The sequence below is a fragment of the Mucilaginibacter sp. UYP27 genome, from assembly GCF_040547175.1.
Taxonomy (GTDB): Bacteria; Bacteroidota; Bacteroidia; order Sphingobacteriales; family Sphingobacteriaceae; genus Mucilaginibacter.
This window is the reverse complement of the sequence record NZ_JBEPPE010000020.1, coordinates 1-21,807: the sequence shown is the minus strand read 5'-3', so window position 1 is coordinate 21,807 and position 21,807 is coordinate 1. Positions and strand designations below refer to the sequence as shown.

Sequence of the window (21,807 nt, the reverse complement as noted above, 5' to 3'; positions counted from 1 at the left end):
GGATTTGTGTTTCCTGCTGATGGATTATAATAATAAAACACACCGGCACCCGGCGTCAGCGCATCTATGCGATAGGCGCCATTGTTGGTCGTATTACCGATCGCATATGGCATGTATTTAGTAGCCTCCCGGCCAAACTGGTCGTAGGCTACCGGATGCACCACATCCCCGCCGATCGTGGAGCCCTGCACCTCGATTGTCTGGCTGGGCCTTCCCAGCCCGTCAAAGTATTGTAGGGTATGCATCACGCTGTCCTTATTTGGGGTAAGCGTATTGAGCTTGGTTTCCGTTTTGATTTCTCGGCGTGGCTCACGCGTCTGGATATAATTCTGGTATAATGACTGGGCTGCGCTGTTTTGTATAGTCGTAAAGGCTATCAGGGTGCAAAAACTGCTCGTTATTGCTTTTAGCTTAGTGTTCATTGTGGTAGGTGCTGGTAGGTGCTGGTAGGTGTTGGATTAATCCATCTGAGCAAATAGTAAATAACCTGTGCCTTTTGATAGTCCTACATAACGGGTTGTACAACTATTGACTGGTACGGCATTAAGTGCCGCTGTCGCATTGGTATTCGTTGAGGCTGATAACTGTTCCTGATGCGTCTGTTGATGTAAGTAAAATTCTATTACAAAAACTTTGCAAAGAAAATGTATTTGATAATATTTGAGTACTAAGTAAAAACGGCATAATTGTGTATTGTTAAGGTACCTGCTAATATATTAATTATTTCAAATATAACAAAGGTGGTACTAAAATTATGTTTGTATAACAGATGTCTATTGATTAAGCTATGACTTTAAATGGTATATGCCATATGAACCAATGTAACATATTCACAATAACTTTGTTATTGTAAATATCCCGCCCCTCAACTTATTTAAGGAGTATCAATATAGACTTTACCTAATTGACCTTACAAGTTATTGTCAAACTACAGAAAAAAACCTTTCGATCAGTTCTTGAGGAGTGTCAGCAATCGACGTTGAAGTTATAAGCCGGATGCAGGGGACTTTGTTGTTTATCATCTACGTCTTTTTTAATAATCGGAATTAAATATTAGGGGTACGCTCTTTTAATTAACATCCGAACATAACCAATCACCGCCCCCTAGTTTGTTCTTTAACGGGAACGTAGATTGAGCGCTTTTTACCTTGCACCGGAATCAAGAACTTAATAATAGCTGACCGTTGCCTTTATGCTGTTGTTTATTGTATATCTTATCACTTGCCTCCACATCCGCAGTATCCGGGTTCGTATCTGTTACCGCACGTACCAGGGTAATGCCGGTCACTCTCGGCAGCGAATCTTTTACCAAAATTTTTTCTTTTTGAACAGAAGATTTTTCAACCTTAAGAACGGAATCTTTAATCTGCTTAGGATTTGGTTTTTGCAGGGAAAAAGCCGCATTAGCGACGTGATTAACGGCGAAAAACGCCAAAAATGCAAGTGAAAATTTCAGTCTTTTCATAAGAATTAGGTTTTACCAGGGGGTAACATTATAAAATTAAATAAAATAAATTATAAAAAAAATACGTATAAACACCTGATTTTCAGTTTTTCAACAACCGGAAGGAAAATGTTTATCCTAAAATTTAAATTCAGCGCAAATCACCTGACAACTCAGATTTAACCGCGTAATATGTAACCGCTTTTACTGAAATTCAGGTTTTTGAATTACGTTGAATACACCTAAACCTTTTTGGGTCACTTTATTCATGGCCTATACCGACAGCTTGAGACCATCTTAAGATAAAGCAGCGTACTGCACGTCCGGTAGGGACAGCCCACCGCATCAAACTCTTATCCGGAAAACGAATTGTTCAATTAAAAGACCTGCAACACTATTTAAGATAAATCCTCATTTTTGCAAAATAAAACCGGCCATGTAACCCAAACAAAGCACCCCAATTACGTAGACAAGTAATACGTATACAACCCAAAGATTTTTCAGCTGAAGAGATTTAAATTCCAAGCTCAACGGAAAAAAGATAGATGCTGTGTACACGAACGCATAACCCCAGCCCTTTAACTGACCTGCACAGCTTTTTTTGGGTTTTAGTTTTGTTACAGCAACGTCGATGTAGGAGAACCGGTAGATCTCGTTAAGCGCTTTTAGCTTAAATACGGTAATACAAGTAAAAATAAACATGAATATTCCGGCCCAGTAAAATACCCATTCCTTATGATATCCATAACAATTCCAATAATGGGCCAACCAGTCACCACGATAAGTTTTATATTCAATATCCAACGTTTTATAACTAGTTCGCTGACCTTCACCCTCGAAATTTTTCAATACCTTTTCGTACATCGAAGAAACTTCCTCTTCGGAAAGCGGCTTTGGAAAGCAGTCTCTGGCCAAACACTCCCGCATAAAAATAGATATCACAGGATACTGACCAACTGAAAACGGACTGATCGCTTGCCAAAAAGAGTTCGGATCCGCAGGTTGTACAGATTGAGGAATAATTTTACCAATATATTCCCGGAAATAACTGTTTTCAGCCAGTTCAGTGGTGTCTACCAGCCTACCCTTAACCAGAACGCGTATTCGCTTTCCGTGCCGTACTACCTTCAAATTAGGATCACTCATAAAAAAGTTCTTATAAAAGCAAAGCCTGAAATGCTGGTAATCTATCTTCACCTTGGGCATCTCAGTGTAATATAGATTAATATAATGCCATCGCCTGGAGACGGGCTGATATAATTTTGTATTTTCAAAATTGGCTATCGTCAGGTCAATGAGTTTCGGAATCTGATTATTATTTGAAAAATCAATAAAGTCAGGCAGTTCGGTCTGGTAATAAATAAAGCTGGCGGAATCCTTCAGGTTAAGAAAGTTCATAAACAGACTTCCTCTGAAATGTGCCCGCGTGAAGTTGTTTAATTTATCGAATCTGCTGGCATGAAATAATGCTGGCTTCTCAAATATAGTTTCAACAAACTTTGCTTCGCCCAGAAAATCACAATAATGAAAATCGACGGTGTCTGGGAATAAAGACTTCGTGAAACTTATCTTTTCAAAGGATAACCGGTTATAAGACAAGTTCTTATTTTGTTCATGGTAAGGCTTACCATTTTTGATATAAACGGTCTTGCCCGATAAGTCAAACTGAGTACCAATAGTTGCCCTTTCCTTATTAACAAACACCGATACCCGGTCTGAAGTTGAGCGTACATGACCAGTATCCAAGGCGTCCGGCCTCAAATGTTGCAGGCAACTGCTTAAAGCTATCAATAAAAGCGCTTTCATTTATAAATCCCTTTCTTCATAATGGTACTAGCCTTTAAGACCTTACAAAATTTAATAGACATTTGCAATTCAGCTTATTTTTTCATCCTTGAAGGTTAGGAAAATAAATCTAGCCGGTCAGATTAAAAAAATGGTTTATAACTGATTCCGTTGGTAAAAAAAATGCACAAGAATACCAGAAGATATAAAAGCACCATTTTCAGTGTTCTATCGATTTGCATCTTTGCGCCCATTACTTTTGCGCATCCCACAGCGATGCATGCAATACCAGACTGCCACTGACCGATGGTGCATTTCGAAGTGGAATGGCAAACTCACTATTAGTCGTTGTATTAAGCATTACCCAATCCATATCTGATAGCCAGCGGTAACCGGCCTGGTAGTTTTGCGCTTCGTCCTTCCTAACCTTTATCTCCAGGCTCTCCGCATAGATTTCCCGGGACGGATATTTGTAGTCCCACAGCATATTTTTCTCAATCCGGTATTCTGCCACCCGGACCTTCATAATAAAATACGAGAATGCATCTATGGGGTCGAGATTGAAAGAGGAATTTAAAAACACGGTATGCAGATCAATTTTAGGGGGCACCTGACTATATTCTATTCTGAAAGCGTTCTCACAAGGATCCTGCTCGCGCCTGTGCAGGTAAACACCCGTACCACGTATGGACAACGTGAACTCAAAATCATAAAAATAATCTGACCCTGGCTTCACAATCGTGTTCATCTGTACATTTTCCAGTGTGATAACGATCTTCAGGTCGCCAAACAGGAAGCGCTGCACATTTTCAAAGGATTCATAACTGTTTACTATTCCCCTTACACCGGAATGTGCACGGTGAACATTAGCGGTGTAGGCGTGCTTTAAAGTCCCCCCTTCTACCACATAAGCGTTATTTTGTTTGACCAGCCCATCACTGTGTCCGCCCGTCAGGTTCTTGACAAGACTATAAGATTGATGGTCGCTTCCAACCACGCAAAGGCATTTATCAATCGGAAACCCGCTTTTACCCAAACTATTCACCGGTTCACCGGGTTCCAGGTTCAAATATTTTCGCATGGTGGCCGGCTTGAATATCGAGGAATTAAACGGATTTAAAGCCGATACAATCGAATTTTCGAACCAGTTGGGTATATTTCCAAGATCTATTCCATTGTGTGGCGTGCCAATGGTCACCAAACGGTGAATAAGCGAATTCGGGTCATTAATGCGGTCCTTAGGCAACAGCGAGCTCGTAGATTTCAGAGAAGGAAGAATATTTTGAATAAGGGTTCTGCAGACCAGCCCGCCCATCGAATGCGCGATTAAAATTACTTTATAATCACTTTCAAGGTTTACCACACCGGCCTCAGCAAGCTTCCTCGGGATGGTCTCCGTTATCATTTTCGCCAGATCCCTGGCATGGTCCGTTATCGCCCTGGCTTTCCCCTGTATAAAATCCTCATCGTAAAACCGGCATACCCAGATACTTCTTGACGGATTGTCATGAAAGTCGCGCAAGCCATGGTTAACGGAATCTGCGTAACCATAATCGCGCAGTTTCATAAACCGGATCATTTGCCCCTCAAAAATATCGGCGATCCGGTAACCATTTTCCGGAGATGCTTCCCTTTTTTCTACAGAATTTGCGGAAAACCCATAATAAGCGTCGTGAAAAGTATCTTCTCTCTCGGAGGATGTCATGGCGTAACCCCGAACGTAAACGATCGGGTAAAAGGGCGCACGGATAGTGAATGCAGGCATAAAATAATAAGGTTAGGTTGTTGCAATTCAGGTAAATATAAAACACTAAAACTACAAAAGCAATATTAATGCTCATCTGCTTTCATTTTATTCTTCCGCCTGTTAACGGAACAATGACAATACTGAATGCTTACTTCTGAAGCCATATTGGTATACCTACCAAAACAAAGCAGCTATTTTCTTCATAGCAACGTGTTGAGTTTGATCCTTACGCAATAGTTAAGTACATTCTGCATTTGGCTCAATGGTGATCCACGTGAGAATTTCAGGATCATCGAAACGTGCAAAGGTGGGGTTTAGTAGCTAAACGGGTAAATAATGCACGCTCAGAGACACACTTCAGTTGCGCTGTTCGCCAAGCGGCATTTCAAAACCTTTTCACGTTGTAAAATTAACCTAAAGATACCCGCAATGCCTGCAGTACCTTTAACAGATTCGCGTATTCTCCCTCAGCCCCATTAACACTTAAGCCTCTGCTTTAATTGTAAAATTGATGAACAGCCATGCCGTAAGCACTTTGAAAAGAAAAAAGTTAAAGACTGCAACGCCGGCCATAAACGTAAAGGCGTCCCTTAAAGCTTTACAAGCCAGGTAACCAATTATCCCTGCGGCACTATTGTGAATATTGCTATTACGGTTAAAATATACTAGTGCTTTTTTTCATGGTACAACTTAGTATAGTTGGCGCTTTATCTTTTTAGCTCACGTAAACCTCTTTTTAAGTAATGTTCCCCGTCTGGCCAAAGCGTCTGTCCTTTTACCAGCCATGAAAAACCGAAGGCTTCTACGGCTAAAGTTTCAAAGGCATACACCATTGGAAAAGGCTTAAGGTCAACCCCAGAAATAAAGTAGATACCAAGTATTACTAATGAACCGATAATGGTCCAGCCACAAGCTTTAAAAACAATATTCCTTTTAGCCTTCTGGGTGCGTTTCCCATTTTCCTTTATAAGTGGGATTTTTTTCTCACGAGATGTAAAAAAGTAAAGAGACATTACAGCCAAGCTTGCGAGGAATACAAGCGCAAATCCAAAATGCCAACCTGTGCCGGCAATGGACTTAAAGACACCACCGCTATTGGTGTGTACACTATGGGCGTACTGTGAGCAGCACATTCCTGAAGGTAATTTGCAATCTTGCAGGGCAGGTACAGAACATTCAAATTTTGTAGGGACAAATGCGACACCTATACCACAAATACCTGCCACTGTTGAAAGTGCCCACTCTTTCCAGCTGTATCCGTAATAAGTAACAAGGAATGCGCCTATGATACAAAGCATTACAACGAGGATATCCCCCCTGTCGGTAAAGAAATAATCGCTGATGGAAGGTTCAAATCCGTTATACTCCGGCGAGCCGGATGGAAATATCGCAATGGCAATGGGCAGCAGCATTCCGCCAAACCCTATTAGGTTTCTTAAAGTAAGGTAAGAAAAAACCAACTCATTATTAGCTTCTTTGGATTTGTCTTCCTGTGGTGTGGTTGTCATTGATTCGTATTTAAGTTAAAATACCGGATGACCATTAGGCATCATCCTCCGTTTGATCCTCTTCGCCCAATTCGTCAATAATACCTTTTACCTTTTCTGGAATATCAAGATAATTACCTGATATAATTGTTCCGGCAAGCATGACCACTTTTGCCGTTATATCAATTACTTTTTGCACCGTTTTTATGCTTTTGATCGCTTTTTTCAGCTTATCGGTTGCCTGCTCAACTTTTTCTAATGCAGCCTGGCCTTCGTCTGCAATTTGAATAGCGGTGAGTTCATACAACGTTTTGCAGGCGATAAGCAGATCCCTTGACTCATTACTTAAGGACTCAATTGCGTCCTCAGATAGGCTTCCTATTTCGTCCTGAATTCTTTTATTAATTGCAAAGGCAGATGCTTTCATAGTATCTGCCAATGTTTTAAGTTGATATTGCTCTGCCATGATTAGTTAAAATTAGTGGTTAAAGATTTAATGTTGATGTACAGCTGGTAGACTTCCGCACCATGCTGATTGATAAGATCTATTACAGCCTTCGTCGTCAGCTTATTGTCTTTAAGCAATACGACCGTTTTGTTATGTTCATCCTTGATTGCGGTTAAAGCTTTAACTAACTGCAGGACTTGCGTCTTATACTTATCCAGCTTTATCTTCTCGTGGTTGTATGAATTCGTTAATTCTGCCTTCTTTGACAATTCTACCTTACGGTTACTCAACACTTTCAGGTACTTTGTATCTACTAGTCCGTTATCCGCATCTATTGACGGAAGAATAGAGTTATTAAGAATATCAATCAACGTCTGGATGCTTTTGGAAACATCAGTATCGTAATCTATCATGACCTGCCTTATCTTTTTTTCTCGGTAGGCTCCCATTAGCTTGTTTGTAAATACTGTTGCAATCCTGGCAGCAGCATCAACCTTATCGTCGCTCGTTATACCCAATTTATTCTTCAGCGCCTGGTCTGCCTTAATATTATCACGTACGACATCGAAATTATAATTAACTAGGTCCTTATCGGATAACTGCGTTAGTGCTTCAAAGTATGAGGCGATGCTTGTGATATAGAATGTTATCGCCATATCAGCTTTGTTGGCAGTGGCCGGCTCGTTAGGAATTGTTAATGGTGTTGGAATCCGCAAGGCATTATTGTCAATATCTCCGGATAGGTTGTACGCATTCTGGGCCATCGTATAGTTATAATAGCTCGATGTAAAGGTGTATCCAATATCGTTATACGACTCAATAGTTTTTACTGCCGTATTGGAAAAATTATTAACGTGTTTTAAATCGGCGCAGCCCAGGAAAAAAACCGAAGATGCTACCGCGAGGATGATAAGGTGCTTTTTCATGATATAAAGGTTAAGGAATAATTTACTTCTTGAGAATGACTGTAATTATCATAGTGGTATTAGTTATTACAATTATCCTTTATTAGCATAAATGTAGTAAAAATAAAAGTTTGAATTATTTTTTCTTCCGTCGTTACAGATGTCTTGCAGATGTTGACCATTTCTCTTTTTATCATAGGGTCTTAAGCTGACTATTAAGCATGTTAACTTATCTTTGATAATACGTTTTTGGTTAAAATACATTGAAAATCTATATCTTTGTAATACAGGTTTAATTAGTTAAAACATTATAAAATATTATTATTAAGGGTTAATACCTAAAAGGATACCGTTGAAAATAAATCTTTGTAAGTTTAAGTAAATCAATTAATTACAAACAAGGTTCTCGTGCAGCTGATAACATATCAAAAATCAGAAGGTTATGCCAAAAAAGCGTAACGATTGAATACCAAGCTCTCCGAAACACACATTTTTACAACACTCAATCCATTCATCTTTATTTAGAGAAATATTCCCAAAAGCCCTTTCAGCATGAACGAACAGGAAGAAGACAATTTGCTCAGGCATTTAACGCCGGCTATTTAATGCAAAAGCACGAACCGGAGTTATTAAGCAAGATCATTACTGAGAAAAAAGCAAAGCGAATTTGAGAGCACGATGGCATTAGGCAAAAGGCAACAAATCAAGGAGGTGCTGGTGCAAAAAATGAAAAGGAGAAGTAATATAACAAATAAATAAAAGCCGAGACATTAAAATTTTTAAATTACTCCTGTAAATTATCGGCCCTATACCTCAATCAATAACCTAATCTCATGTTCACTTTTTTACTTACAATTTCAGGGATTTGTATCTTCACTTACTTGCTTAAAACAATCCTTGGTATTAGTTTCAACTTTGTCTATATGCTTAATGATCGGCCATACATATGGTTGAGCATTACATTCATAACTGGATTTTTAAGTGTGTTATTGTTTTGGCTTTTTAATTGGAGCATAACGGTATTGCAATGGTCGTTCTTGTTGTCGTTCATTTGGTTTTTAACTAAACGACCAAAAGGAGTAACAGGGAGAGAAATGTATTTAAGCATGGGTATAAAAAGTGGCAATGCCTTTCATCTGGGAGGAATGTTCTTGTTTCTAGTATCCTCAATAGTAACCTTTATTGCCTTGTACGCAGAGGTGATACCTGCTGGACATTAAATCTTGGTAGACAGACATATTTTTTATTTGAATGTGCTCCTCAAGATTTAATAAATGATACTCAAGATAAATTGATATGAGTAATTATAATCTGAAATAACAAATTTAAAGGGATTAAATGTCGTTAACAGTTTTGAAAGCACAGCTATCTGGAATGCGTCAAGCTATGGAGGTTGTTGCAAGCGATACTACCACAGATCACGCGAAGTGGACCGGTGTTAATTCGTTTGTTAAAAGATATATTGATCTAGCTAGTCTATATCGTTCGCTTACGGAAGATTTTAAGCACTACAAAATATGATGTTTCTAAATTACGGACTCCATACGATATGATTTGGCTGGATCAAAAATTGAAGCGATCGGGAGTAAAGAATGGAAGGATTTTTTACATGCCGCGCAGGCTTATTCTGAATTAGCAAAAGAAAACACAGCCGATAACTGCCTACTTTGCCTGCAGCCATTGGGTGATCCGGAAATAAAACTGATCGATGCCTACTGGAACTTTTTAAAAAGCGTCGCAGAAGAAAATTATAAAAAGTCTAATGATAAGATTGACGAAGCCATAGCCAAATTAAAAAAGGTGAATTTTCCGGTTTTTGATGAAACCAGTACGGTATTCAATTATATTAAGGATAACTCGCCGCAGTTGATTCCTACTTGGCAGCAAAATTTAAAAGATTTCGGCGCTACAAAGCAAGCGTTGCTGCTGATGCTGGAAACAAAGGCTGAGGCCGCCGCTTACGTCTCTTTTAAGGCTATTGCCGCTGACTTTGATGAATTGCTGACAGGGATCATTGTTAAAATTGATGACTTACTTGCAAAAGATACCAGCGCTGAAATTGCGAAGATCGACAAAGGGATTGCGTTATTGAATGATAAAAATGTACTTTCAAAAGTATTGGATCAGGTCGAAAAACACATCAACCAGCATGCCTGGGCGGCAAAAGCAGATACCGCCTCTTCCACATTAAGAACGAATGGGTTGACTGCCAAACAAGGCGAACTTTTCGCCAAATATATAACAGTAAAATATACCGATATCTTTAATAACGAATGTATCAAGCTGAAAGCACCGAAAGTGGTGAACATTACGCAGCGAAACGCAAAAGGGCAAACCCTTAGAAAATTGCAGGTCAGCGGGCATGGAGCCAACCAAATATTGAGCGAAGGAGAACAGCGCGCGATCTGCATCGCAGACTTCCTGACGGAGGCGCAGATGAACCCGAACAATACCGGCGTGGTATTTGACGACCCGGTTTCATCACTCGATCATGAACGCCGGGAACGCATCGCCAAACGCTTTGTCGAATTCTCTACCCAAAACCAAGTTGTTTTCTTCACCCACGACATCGCCTTTTATGCCCGGTTGAACACCTTAGCGGCCGAAAGTGCAGTGGAGTGCATGTCTATTTCTATTAGAAGAAATGAAGATACTACAGGACTGATCTATGAAGATATACCATGGATTGCTTCTGGTGTCAATAAAAGAATAAAAGCCTTGCGCAACAGGCTCGTCGAAGTTGAAAAAGCTAAAAAGACCGGCGATGCGGATATCTACCTTTTTGCTGTCAAAGGCTGGTACGTGTTATTGAGGGAAACCTGGGAACGATTGGTAGAGGAAAAGTTATTATGTGGTGTAGTGGAAAGATTCGCGCCCGGCGTATCGACGTTGAAGTTAAAAAAATTACTAGTTACGCCAGAAATGCTCAAAGAGGTCGAATCAGGAATGACCGAGAGTTCAAATTGGGTGCATGATTCGGCTGCTGGCCTTAATCCTGACATTCCTGATTTAGTTAAGGCAAAAAATGACCTCGACCAAATCGATAAATTTAACCAGACATTTAAAGTATGAGGGTATTACATACGGCGGATTGGCATTTGGGCAGGAAGCTAGAACAATTCGACCGCACCGAAGAACACCAGGACTTTTTAGACTGGCTCATCGGTACTTTAACAGCAGAAAAAATAGATGTCCTGATCGTAGCCGGTGATATCTTTGATTCCGGGTCACCCTCCAACACTGCGCTGGAACAATATTATAAATTTTTGAGCCAGGTAAAAGACACCTGTTGCCGAAATGTGATCATCATCGGCGGCAACCACGATTCGATCAGCACCCTCAATGCACCAAAGGAATTGCTCCGGTATTTCAATGTGCACATTGTCGGCGGCGTCCCCGACCCAATTCAAGACCAAGTTATCCCCCTTTACGATGAAAACAAGGAACTCTGCCTTGTGGTCTGCGCCGTACCCTTTCTTCGCGACCGGGATATTCGCCTTTCCATTTCAGGCGAAACCGGTGAAGAACGCGAAGCACGCATCAAAAAAGGCATCGTCGATCATTACCGGAACTTGGTGGAACATATCACTTTACATAAATCAAATAACGTGCCCGTGATTGCTACCGGCCATCTGTTCGCGGCTGGCGCCAGCACTTCCGAAGGCGTGAAGGACATTCATGTAGGGAACCTGGGCCAGGTCGGCGGGGATCAGTTCCCGGTTGAATTCAACTACATCGCCCTGGGCCACCTGCACCGTCCGCAACTGGTCAATAAAATGGACCACGTGCGGTACTCGGGATCGCCGATACCCCTGTCGTTCTCGGAATCCGATCACGGTAAGGTAGTTATTATGATCGATTTTATGGAAGATGGCACGGTACTGACCGCCGAAGTGAAGATACCTTGCTGCCGCAGGCTCATCAGGCTCAGCGGCACGCTCGACAACATCCGCGGCCAAGTATTGTTGCTAGAAGACGAGGGTGCGCCGTATCCGACCTGGGTAGAATTGAAAATAGAGACCAATGCTTTTATACCGGATTTGCATGAGCAATTAGAAGCGCTTAAACTGCAAAGACCTTTTATCGGCCATTTTTTTCCGCGCCAGTTATTGATCCGGCCGGCGCAGCAGCTCAACGAACTGGCAGAAGCAACAGCCGCACTAAGCGATCTTGACCCGACCGCCGTATTCATTAAGAAATGCGAATCGGTCTTTCCTGGAACGGACTACAGCGATCTGCTGAGCACTTTCCAGGAAGCACTGGAGGCGATGCAGCAACAGGAGGGCCAGCCATGAAAATATTAAGTGTCAAATTTCTTAACCTCAATTCCCTCAGGGGTGAGCGGGAGATCCGTTTTGACCGGAAGCCCTTTACCGACAGCGGGCTTTTTGCGATCACCGGTCCCACCGGCGCTGGTAAAACCACGATACTCGACGCCATTACCGTCGCTTTATACGGCAAGGTCCACCGCTATGACAAGGATGCGAAGGAAATGATGTCGAGGCATGCTGTAGAAAGCTTTGCCGAGGTAGAATTCGAGGTAAAAGGTAAAGCTTACCGCGCAAAATGGTCTATCCGGCGGAGCCGCAATCGTGCTGACGGTATTATTCGGGATGAAAAAATGGAGCTCTCCGAAATAGCCACCGGGGAATTCATTGGCGGGCACACCACCACTTCGACCAAGGCGGCGATCGCGGAACTTTGCGATCTGGACTATCAGCAGTTTCTTCGTTCCGTGATCCTTTCGCAGGGTGATTTTACCAGGTTCTTAAAGGCAACGGATGAAGAAAGAGGATCGTTATTAGAGAAAATAACCGAAACCGGTATTTATTCACAGATCTCCATATTCGTATTTTCCAGGCAGCGTGAGGAGAAAGAAAAATTGGATGCGCTCAACGAACGTTTAAACGATACCGTATTTTTAACCGACGAGGAGGTATACGTTTATCAATTACATCTTGAGGAGCTTGCCTTAGCTGAGCAAACCAAAAAAAAGGAAGAGACGGGGCTAAGCAATGCTTTGAACTGGTTGGCAGCCATTGAAAAATTGAAAGCGCAACTTGAGATCCAAACAACCGAACTCTTAGCAAAAGAAAGGCAGTTTGAAGAAAACCTGTCCGGTTTTCATTCACTGGAACGCCACGAAATTGCCACCGGCTTTAGGCCGCAAGTGGTCGAGATCAAAACTATAAGCGATCAATCTGCAAACATCAAAGCAGAACTCATCCGTCTGGAGACCGCGCTGCCGGGCCAAAGGGCAGCCGTTTTGGAGGCTGACAAAGCATTACAGCTTTCCCTCGCGAATTTGGAAAAAGTACAGCAGCAACTCCGGGATGAAGCCCCTGTATTGGAAAAGGTTGCGCGAATGGACACCCAGCTCGAAAACCTGGAAGGACAAGTGTCCGGGCTAAAGGCGCAAATGGAAAACGCAGCAGAATTCGTAGAAAATTTAAAAATAAGCCAGCAACAAAAAACCGATGCGAACAGCCGGTTACAAGAACGCCTTACGGCTCTCGAGCAATGGCTTATCGAACATGACAGCGACAAAACGCTGGATAAACAGCTCCCCGCATTCCAGCAGCTTTACCGCAATTTTGAGGAACAGGACAAACTAGTTGCGGGCTTAGTTGTCGAAAAAGAAGAATATAACCGCTCCAGAACTGTCGAAGCGCAAAAAGCAGCGCAAAATGAAACGAGCATCTTGCAACTGCAGAAAGCGGCCGGGGAAAAACAAATTCTGATCGCCGGCCTGGTCTCCAATTTAAAAACTACACTCGGTTCCGAAACTCAGGAAAAGCTGGAGTTTGAGCTGAATCAATTGCCGTTGACCATCCAGGCTGGTGAGCAACAATATCGTCTAGCCATTAATTACAGGGACAGTAGCGCCGAGAAAGAAAAACTGGCTGCGCTCATTTTGCAGCTCAAAAATGAGCACATCACCCAATCCGCTAACTTAACCGAGTTTGAAAAAAAGAGTTCGGCAGCGGGGCAGCACCTGGCGGATCTCCGTGAATTAGTTTTAGTACAGGAACGTATCCAAAAATATGAAGCCGACCGGGACAACCTTGCCGACGGTAAGGAATGTCCGCTTTGCGGCGCGATACATCACCCCTTTGCGGAAACCCATGTCCATGCCGACGTAAGCGCGGCCGTACAAAAAAGAAATCAGCAAGAAGCGCTTGTTAACAGCCTAAATATTCAATTCCAAAAGGACAGCCTGGCGCTGAATACCCTTTCAGTTACCTTAAAGGTAAAACAAGAAGAACATGATGCGTTAACCAAGATACTTTCCAGCATCCTGCAAACACTGGAGACACCGGATACGGAAGCAATCGCCGCGTTGATCGCGCAAAAGAAAAAATCGATGGAAGCCTTAAGCAACATCGTGACGATAGCCAAGAATATTACGAAGCAAATACAACAAGCAGAAATCGAGCAAAACGCTGCCAGAGAAGACTTGCAAGCCGCCAATGGAAGATCCGCGCTCCTCCAGGAACGGATCAACATGTTCAAGGGCCATGTGGAGCGGGTCACCGCCTTAATAAACGACGCCATACAAAAAAGAACGGTTACCCGTGCCGCTATTAGCGAAATGCTGGGAACACTGGGCATCGGCTTTGACGCGAGCCAATTCTCACAGGCCGAAAAGGCTATTTACAGCAGAGCCGTCGCTTATGCGAAGACCGTAACAGACCTGCAGCAATGCCGCCTTGACCAGGCTACCCTGCTGACCGAGCTTGCAGGGCTAAAAGAAAGCATGGCGCAACGGCACCGCGAACTCGAAAGTAGTGCCAAAGCCTACGAACAGGAATTCAAAAGGGCAAATACCCTGCGGCTCGAGCGTATCACGTTATTCGGTGACAAGAACCCGGCCTCAGAACGCATTCGCCTGGAACAAGCCATCGCGGCAAACGATAAATTAAAGGATACTACTTATCAAACCTATAACCAACAAAAGCAACTCACCGAAGGCACCGAAGCCTGGATCGCTGAAAAAAATGATGAACAGCGCGCGCTATCCGGCAAAATACAACACTTGGAACAAGCTCTGCTATTAGCATTGAATGAAAAAGACATCCCCAATCAGGAAACCTTGCAAACCTTATTTCTGCCTGAAGTTAGAGCGCAGGAATTAAGCCGTTTACGCAAAGAATTAGAAACCAGGATCGCCGCCTTGAAAGAATCAAAGACCGTCACCTCCAGCTTACTTAAAGCGGAAGCAGCGAAGGAGCTGATCATCGAACCCGCCACCGAATTGCAAGAAAAACTCGAGGCCGTTGAACTCGAATACTCAGCGCTGAACCAGGAGATAGGTAAACTGAAGCAGGTATTAACAGCCGACCAGCTAACCCGCGATAAATTCGATGAAACAGCACGGCAGATTGAAATTCAAAAGACTGAATTTGTCCGATGGAATAAATTGAATGCGCTGATCGGTTCCGGGGATGGTAAAAAATTCAACCGGTTCGCGCAAGGGCTCACCCTAAGCCGGCTGACCGACCTGGCGAACCTGCACCTGCAAAAACTGAGCGACCGGTACCAGATCCTAAAAAGCAAAGAAAACGACCTCGAGCTGTTGATCATCGACGGGTATCAGGCCGACGTTGTGCGGCCGACAGCCAGTCTTTCGGGTGGTGAAAGCTTCCTGGTCAGCCTGTCACTGGCACTCGGCCTATCTGACTTGGCCAGTCACAAGGTTCAGATTAACTCACTTTTTATTGATGAAGGATTCGGCACGCTTGACGCGGATACGCTGGACATTGCTATTTCAGCACTCGAGAATTTGCAGGCGAAAGGGAAGACCATCGGCATCATATCGCACGTGGAGGCGCTTAAAGAAAGGATCGGCACACAGATACAATTAAGTAAGCTTCCGGGTGGCCAAAGCCAAATAAAAATAACAGAATACGGAAGTGTATTATATCACCTCTAATCCCAAACTTCTATTAAAAGTACCGACATTGACGGTTTAGAACAAAATGAGGATTTGTAATATCAGAATTATTTAATTAATCCTCCTAAATGTAACCGCCCCCTGTTTTCACCAAAGATCATCTAACAATAAGAAAACAGGGGGCGTTCCTAGGGCGGGCGATAGCCCGCCGCCGGGCATTTTTGGAAATAAGGGGGATCGCTCCCCCTCTAATAGCAATTAGTTATAAATCAATGCTTCGCTTCCCTGCGTTGCAAAATCACGGCAAAGATTAAAAGCAGTCTGTGCCCGTTGCCTGGCTGTACCGTCCATGATAGATTTAAATTTAGCTTCATCACTTTTGAAACTGCGCACATTTTGGAAATAGCCCGTAACGCTGTTATATGCGCCAAATACCGTTCCTGCGGTTGTGTCCATTTGCTGGGTCTGGCTTCCTAAAGCATACTCAAACACGTTATCTACAATATTCGTGTAATGTGTAGATAGCAGGTCTAATTTGCCCTTGGCTAAATTCTCTAAAACCTCCTTATTAGGTGCCATTGCAATCTGTATCAACTTTTTAACCTCTGCATCGGTAATGCGCACCCTTGCCCACTGATTAAATAAGCCTTCAAATTCACTGCCTAATGATTTACTGATACCCATTAAAGTATGCGCCTGTTTCAGCCTCTCGGTTGCGGATGCCGTATGACGGATTTTAATCGCCCCTGAATGATTATTCATAGCTGCGTTTAGCGTATTGTTGCAAACTATCCTGATCGGTGTAAAAGCTGCGGTAATACTGCCTAATCCATCATGTGAGGTCGTTAAAAATAAATACTGCTCTATCCAGTCCTTAGCACCTACACGTATACAATCGGGTAATTTAGCGGTTATAAATACCCGCTCACCGTTACCTAATGCCCCCGCCGTTTCGTATAAAATACCGTCGCCACCGCCTCCAATCGCGTCAAAGAACGAAAATGCATCCCGGTTTTGCACTACTTCATAATCATTGCCGACTACCCCTAAAACCTGCTCGGTATCTGCCCGAACGGTTGCAAAGAAATTCGGTACTGTTATTTCAGGGATCATAATATCATCGCTTCTCTCGCCCAAATAATTGGCGGTATCATAAGTAAATAAGGGGCGTTTCTCTACAATATAATCAAGCCCTGCGTGTTGTATCGCTTCGCTACTGGTTGGGTAGCGGTCTATAATTTGACCTAACCCGTGCCAGGCTTTTTCCTTTACGCTCATAAAGCTGTTTTTGCCTGTTTTCTGATTGAAATTTATTTGATGTGCCATGATGTTATTTTTTAGTGTTCAATTCAATGATTTTTGTTTGTATTACCTCCACATTTGGAGTACTGCTCACCTGTAAAACCGTTTTGGTTTGCAGTTCCTGTATAGCATCGTGTATGTTGCTATGCGCGGTTTTTATGGTGACTTTCACCAGTAGAAAGATTTTATCCTCCATCGTCTTAATATTGGTAGGTGTTCATAAAATCGCTTAATTCTAATTGAAACCTTGCGGGGTTTTCCTTCGCTAAATTTTCGGCGTAACCCTCCCAAAATATTTGGTTGGTTAGTTCTATAAATTGCTCGTACATGGTATTTGCTGTTTTTTAGTGAAACCATAAAAAAATGCTCCCGATTATATGCCGGGAGCATAGTTTGTTTAAGCATTTGGAAAAATAATATTTGCTTCAATGTCGGCCAGTTTTTCATGGCAGGCATCAAATATGAACTGTGAAACCATACGGATGAGGTTAGGCGTATTGGTGATAAACTCCCTGCCTTTATCGTCTTTGATAATCAGCTTGCACCCCTGATATGGGTTACTTTCCAATTCGTCGTTTTCTTCAATTAATTTCACTTCAAAATCTTCCAGTAACTTGATGCGGGATAACAGCGTTATCCGTTGAATGCTTAGGCGGTGCAAGCCGTCAACGGTTTTTAAAGTTTGCTCTAAGTTCAAAGCGAATTTTTTAGGCTCTGCTCTTACCTCTTCAATCTTTGCGGGTTCGGCTTTCCGCTCATCCTGTTTTACCTGCTCGGCTTTCGGTGCATCGTCTAATCCCTGTCCTGTGGTAAAAGGCGCAATGTTAGCGGGTTGGTTATCCACTGTAGCGGGGCTACTTGTCTTAACCTCGGCTGCTTTGGTTGCCTCAATTTGCGGAGTTTGGGCAGGTGTTTGATTTTTAACGTTTTCATCTTCTTCTTTGGCTTCCTTTCCTGTTAAGCTTGGGCGGTTTTCAACTCTGTTTGCGGTTTGGTTGTTTTTTGCTGCTGTACCTTGTACACCGTTTGCATTTTTTTCTGCTGTTTTCATTTTTAAATGATTTAAAAGGGTTAAAAATTTGTTTTTTCGTTTCCCTCTTACCGAAGACTTTCCTTAAAAAGCTATTTTTCAAAAGAAAAAACGGTAAAAAAGAAAGTCAAAAAGTCGGTCGAAAAGCCTGGGCGGGAGAACTATAAGTCCCGAAGGGTGGCCGCAGCCCAGCGGAGGACATTATGCGTTCGTACGACCGGGCTGACCGATCTTGACGCCGCTTTTGTCCGTTTTCTTTGGAAAATAGCACCTTGAAAGCATCTGATATTTTAGCAGGAAATTAAGTGCAGAGTGAAGGCAAGCGAAGCTTTTCCCGGCATCGCGGGTAAACGAGTGAAGTGCTGAAAGATGCTCTTAATTGGATGTGGAAGCAGGTTTAATTATAAGCGAATGCTTTTGCAGCGCAGCAAAAATGCAGCAGCGGATGTTTAACGAATGGAATTAAAGGAAAAACTGCCAGGAAGCGGATACCTTTTCAGGGAAAAGATATAGGGTAAAGCGCGGTCAAAGAGGCAGCTAAGTATTAATGACCTTTCAAGAGATAGCCTATCACTATTCCTACAATAATCGCAATAATGATCGCCGTCCAATTAACTGACGTTTTATTCTTCAACTCGGTGATTTGACCTTTATAGGTATTTATCTGCTCATTCAAAAGACTGATTCTATCGGTTTGTAATTTCTGATCACCGGTTAACTGGCCGTTAAGTACGTTTAGCTTTTCTTTGTAAACCTGTTCTAAATCACTAACTGTTTTTAACCTAAGCTCTTCATTGGCTTTCAATTTTTCATTCAGATTATCAATTTGTTTTTGATAATTAGCTGTAAGCTGAGTTTTTACAGATTCTATTAATTTGGCTTTGGAGTTCTCTAATTCCTCTATGGTATCGTTGTACACATCATTAAGAAATTGCCCTAATTCGGAAGGCGTAATAAACCCTTTATCGGCGACCCTTTGCAGTAATGTGTTGTCGTCTTTATGCCCAATGGCTGTAATAAACAATGATTGCAAACCGGCTGCTTTTTCCGAAATTGCAGGTCTGTTAAAAATCTCCAGGTTGTCACCGCCGCCACGGGATACCGCAATTACTCCGTAGTTTTCATTTTCCAGGCGGTCAAGTGTACTTATGATCTCTTCCTCCGAACTTAGATTGATACGGTGAAAACTTAAATTATAAAAACCTATACTCTCCCGAAGCTGGTGTTTAATATCATTATCAATTATTCCTGTTTTTCCAATTATGATCCCGATTTTAAATGGGCTCTCCCGTATAATTTTTTCTTTAAGCCAGCTATATACATCACGATAACCAGTAACCGCTTTACGTTGCATCAATTCAATCTTTTTCAGATCATCACCGCAGTATTTATTTTGCGTTTGCTCAACCAGATCAGTAACCGTAAGTTGTATTTGAATGCTGCCGGATGTGTTGATTACCCTACGGGTTACGAAGCCATTAACGGTTACCGTTTTATTGGGCTGTAATTCGTTCCGTATTAAAGGAGGGACCAATATTGTTATTGCTGCATCTGAGGCCTCATCCCTAAAAGTATCATAAAAATATCCACTGTATTGATTGCCTTTGCCCTGGACATATATTCCTTTTAGCTGTACAATACGTTTAGTCTCATTGACAGATAATGCGTTATTGAATAAATTCAATACCGCTGCCGGTGAATAGCTTACTAATGAGTTCTTGTCGGATGCCATTACCGCTAAATTACGAAAATGGCTTTGCAGCCGACATTTTAAATTGAAAACAAAGCTATATTATTTAACGTCAGCTAAATAGTGATTGGGCTTTTTTAACAACATCCTTGAGATCTATTCCTTCACCGAGAACGCCACTAAAAAGATCCCCTGTTTCTTTTAAGCGATCAATCGAATTATGAATAGTGAAATCACGTATGGTTAAACCTGGTTTCACTTCATCCCATGTAACCGGCATAGATACCGTCGCACCAGGCTTAGGTCTTAAAGAATAAACCCCTGCGATCGTGGCACCGGGTCGGTTTTGTAAAAAGTCTAAATACATTTTGCCCTTTCGATTAGAGATCATCCGCTCCAGCGTTGTGAAGTCCGGCACTTGCTTATGAACAAGCTTAAATACAATGTTTGCAAATAGTTGGCTTTGGTCAGAAGTGTACTTCGCTCCGAGCGAAATATAAATGTACATCCCTGGGGATCCTGATATTTTGGGCCAGCTGGACACTTCGATTGCATCAAGGACTTTTTAACCTTCAGTGCCATTTGAATCATCTGATCAAGGTGTTGCTTATCCGGGTCAAGGTCAATCACACAATAATCTGGATTACTGAAATCAGTTAACCTATTTGACAGGGTGTTTTTATGCAGGCCGGAAATGAGTTATTAATTCGGTGTTAAAGACGGACAGTACCAGCAACAAAATGAATGAACGAATAGAGTAAGACACAGTAAATTAACGGATCAGCAGTAAATCTTAAAAGTGAAATAATTATCATTTTACTCAAACAAAATAATAGTTTTGCACCCATTTACGGTGAGAATGTACCTCGGCGTAATTACTATCTAAAAAAATGAAAAGAAACATCCCGTTTTTAGCTTTAACATTGCTTGTTTTGGCAACAGGCTGCAGTAAAAAAGACAGCGTTAAACCTGTAACAAATCATGAGGTCACCTTCAGCACTACTTCCAATGGTTACAAAACAGTCATCAGCCTGCAAACCAAGGGGACTGCCGAAGAAGAAGCAAAAGTATTAACCAGTGCCACGAATACCGGAACTAACTATTCATATAAGACAACGATTACTACTGGAGATCATTTATTAATAACTATTTCACCGAACGGTGCCAATAGCAGGTATCACTATCAAATCGATGACAACGGTAGCAAAACGGATGAAGGAGATGTGACTGTGGCTATCGGCACATCGTTTGTCTTACACTATCCTAAAAGTTCCAACTAATTTAAAATATTGATCACTGAATGCTGGGTTGAAACATCCGGCATTTTTGTATAAGCTCAACTTTCAAACCGATTCTGAATTAATATATAAAAAGTATGTTTGATCCTAAGGTAAATATAGTCCACCTTCTCTGCCCCAAATTCATAAGAAATTTTCAACCTGATAAGGCTTGAGGATTTGGAATTCTTTAGGAAAGCAATTTATCGGTATACTCCGGGCATAAGAACGTTCACCAATTGAAAGTTTTCGAACACCATTAACAACCCCGCTCTGGACGAAAACATGCTCGGATAGAGATGCATATTAACCCTATCCTGAGCGCCGTATCATAACTCCAAAGATCACCTAAACAATGAACGTTTTTTTTAACCAGTTCTGTGAGTGAGAAAATATCATAAAAGGATCTACATTTTTTGATCCTGTCAAGAGCCTTTGTCAATTCGAAAGAAGCAGCCTCGCAAAGTTTTTGACCCAAACGTCGCTGATGACTGTTCATATTACCACCAGGGTTTTTGGCTTGTGCCGCGAATTCAACCGCTTGCACGATAGCAAGTTATTAACAGGCAGCAAATTGTTAGAATTGTTTTAATTTTCACTGAGGTGGAATTATAGTGCTTTATTACAAGATCAAATGTATTCATAAAAGATAATCAAAAAGCAAATGGGTTTATATTGAAATGCAGGAACGCCCTTCTAAATAAAAAGTAATTAGATTACTGATATCAAAGCACCACCACTATCTGGTTGTTTTAACCAACCAATAGGCACTAAAATGTGGCCAAGGTCTTGTAGCTC

At 41.9% G+C, this 21,807-nt stretch carries 16 protein-coding genes and 1 pseudogene; 4 read left to right on the top strand and 13 right to left on the bottom strand.

Going from position 1 to position 21,807, the window contains the following annotated elements; translation table 11 throughout:
- The 7 genes from ABIB39_RS23070 to ABIB39_RS23040 all read right to left on the bottom strand — a co-directional run.
- Nucleotides 1-422 (bottom strand): DUF6443 domain-containing protein (locus tag ABIB39_RS23070; protein WP_354432557.1); only part of this gene is annotated, 422 nt, incomplete at its 3' end.
- A 737-nt stretch (nucleotides 423-1,159) separates the two neighbouring features.
- A complete protein-coding gene (locus ABIB39_RS23065) occupies nucleotides 1,160-1,465 on the bottom strand; it encodes a hypothetical protein (protein WP_354432556.1) in 306 nt (101 codons plus the stop codon).
- Between the two features lie 390 nt (nucleotides 1,466-1,855).
- Entirely contained in the window at nucleotides 1,856-3,250 is a 1,395-nt protein-coding gene (locus tag ABIB39_RS23060; protein WP_354432555.1) for a pentapeptide repeat-containing protein, read from the bottom strand.
- Nucleotides 3,251-3,482: 232 nt separating this feature from the next.
- Nucleotides 3,483-4,994 (bottom strand): esterase/lipase family protein, encoded by a 1,512-nt coding sequence (locus ABIB39_RS23055; protein ID WP_354432554.1) that lies wholly within the window; start codon nucleotides 4,992-4,994, stop codon nucleotides 3,483-3,485.
- A 689-nt stretch (nucleotides 4,995-5,683) separates the two neighbouring features.
- A complete protein-coding gene (locus ABIB39_RS23050; RefSeq protein WP_354432553.1) occupies nucleotides 5,684-6,484 on the bottom strand; it encodes a hypothetical protein in 801 nt (266 codons plus the stop codon).
- 34 nt (nucleotides 6,485-6,518) lie between these two features.
- Entirely contained in the window at nucleotides 6,519-6,929 is a 411-nt protein-coding gene (locus ABIB39_RS23045) for a hypothetical protein (RefSeq protein WP_354432552.1), read from the bottom strand.
- 2 nt (nucleotides 6,930-6,931) lie between these two features.
- Nucleotides 6,932-7,837 (bottom strand): hypothetical protein, encoded by a 906-nt coding sequence (locus ABIB39_RS23040; protein WP_354432551.1) that lies wholly within the window; start codon nucleotides 7,835-7,837, stop codon nucleotides 6,932-6,934.
- 1,533 nt (nucleotides 7,838-9,370) lie between these two features.
- Here ABIB39_RS23040 and ABIB39_RS23035 point away from each other — a divergent pair.
- Genes ABIB39_RS23035 through ABIB39_RS23025 form a run of 3 tightly spaced genes read left to right on the top strand, consistent with a single transcriptional unit; the run spans nucleotide 9,371 to nucleotide 15,749 of the window.
- A complete protein-coding gene (locus ABIB39_RS23035) occupies nucleotides 9,371-10,888 on the top strand; it encodes an AAA family ATPase (protein WP_354432550.1) in 1,518 nt (505 codons plus the stop codon).
- Nucleotides 10,885-12,111 (top strand): exonuclease SbcCD subunit D C-terminal domain-containing protein, encoded by a 1,227-nt coding sequence (locus ABIB39_RS23030; RefSeq protein ID WP_354432549.1) that lies wholly within the window; start codon nucleotides 10,885-10,887, stop codon nucleotides 12,109-12,111. Before ABIB39_RS23035 ends, ABIB39_RS23030 begins: the two co-directional genes overlap by 4 nt.
- A complete protein-coding gene (locus tag ABIB39_RS23025) occupies nucleotides 12,108-15,749 on the top strand; it encodes an SbcC/MukB-like Walker B domain-containing protein (RefSeq protein ID WP_354432548.1) in 3,642 nt (1,213 codons plus the stop codon). Before ABIB39_RS23030 ends, ABIB39_RS23025 begins: the two co-directional genes overlap by 4 nt.
- Before the next feature lie 219 nt (nucleotides 15,750-15,968).
- Here the strand turns inward: ABIB39_RS23025 and ABIB39_RS23020 are convergent, their stop codons facing one another.
- The 6 genes and pseudogenes from ABIB39_RS23020 to ligD form a co-directional block, all read right to left on the bottom strand.
- On the bottom strand, nucleotides 15,969-17,036 hold the full coding sequence (locus ABIB39_RS23020; RefSeq protein WP_354432547.1) for a DUF932 domain-containing protein: 1,068 nt from the start codon (nucleotides 17,034-17,036) through the stop codon (nucleotides 15,969-15,971).
- Between the two features lie 4 nt (nucleotides 17,037-17,040).
- On the bottom strand, nucleotides 17,041-17,208 hold the full coding sequence (locus tag ABIB39_RS23015) for a hypothetical protein (protein ID WP_354432546.1): 168 nt from the start codon (nucleotides 17,206-17,208) through the stop codon (nucleotides 17,041-17,043).
- A 4-nt stretch (nucleotides 17,209-17,212) separates the two neighbouring features.
- A complete protein-coding gene (locus tag ABIB39_RS23010; RefSeq protein WP_354432545.1) occupies nucleotides 17,213-17,341 on the bottom strand; it encodes a hypothetical protein in 129 nt (42 codons plus the stop codon).
- Nucleotides 17,342-17,409: 68 nt separating this feature from the next.
- Nucleotides 17,410-18,063 (bottom strand): hypothetical protein, encoded by a 654-nt coding sequence (locus tag ABIB39_RS23005; RefSeq protein WP_354432544.1) that lies wholly within the window; start codon nucleotides 18,061-18,063, stop codon nucleotides 17,410-17,412.
- A 523-nt stretch (nucleotides 18,064-18,586) separates the two neighbouring features.
- The gene (locus tag ABIB39_RS23000; RefSeq protein ID WP_354432543.1) at nucleotides 18,587-19,774 is read right to left on the bottom strand and encodes an exodeoxyribonuclease VII large subunit; all 1,188 of its coding nucleotides are present in this window, start codon (nucleotides 19,772-19,774) and stop codon (nucleotides 18,587-18,589) included.
- Between the two features lie 70 nt (nucleotides 19,775-19,844).
- A pseudogene (gene ligD, locus ABIB39_RS22995) lies at nucleotides 19,845-20,362 on the bottom strand (non-homologous end-joining DNA ligase LigD).
- 260 nt (nucleotides 20,363-20,622) lie between these two features.
- Here ligD and ABIB39_RS22990 point away from each other — a divergent pair.
- Entirely contained in the window at nucleotides 20,623-21,012 is a 390-nt protein-coding gene (locus ABIB39_RS22990) for a hypothetical protein (RefSeq protein ID WP_354432542.1), read from the top strand.
- Nucleotides 21,013-21,807 lie beyond the last annotated feature (795 nt).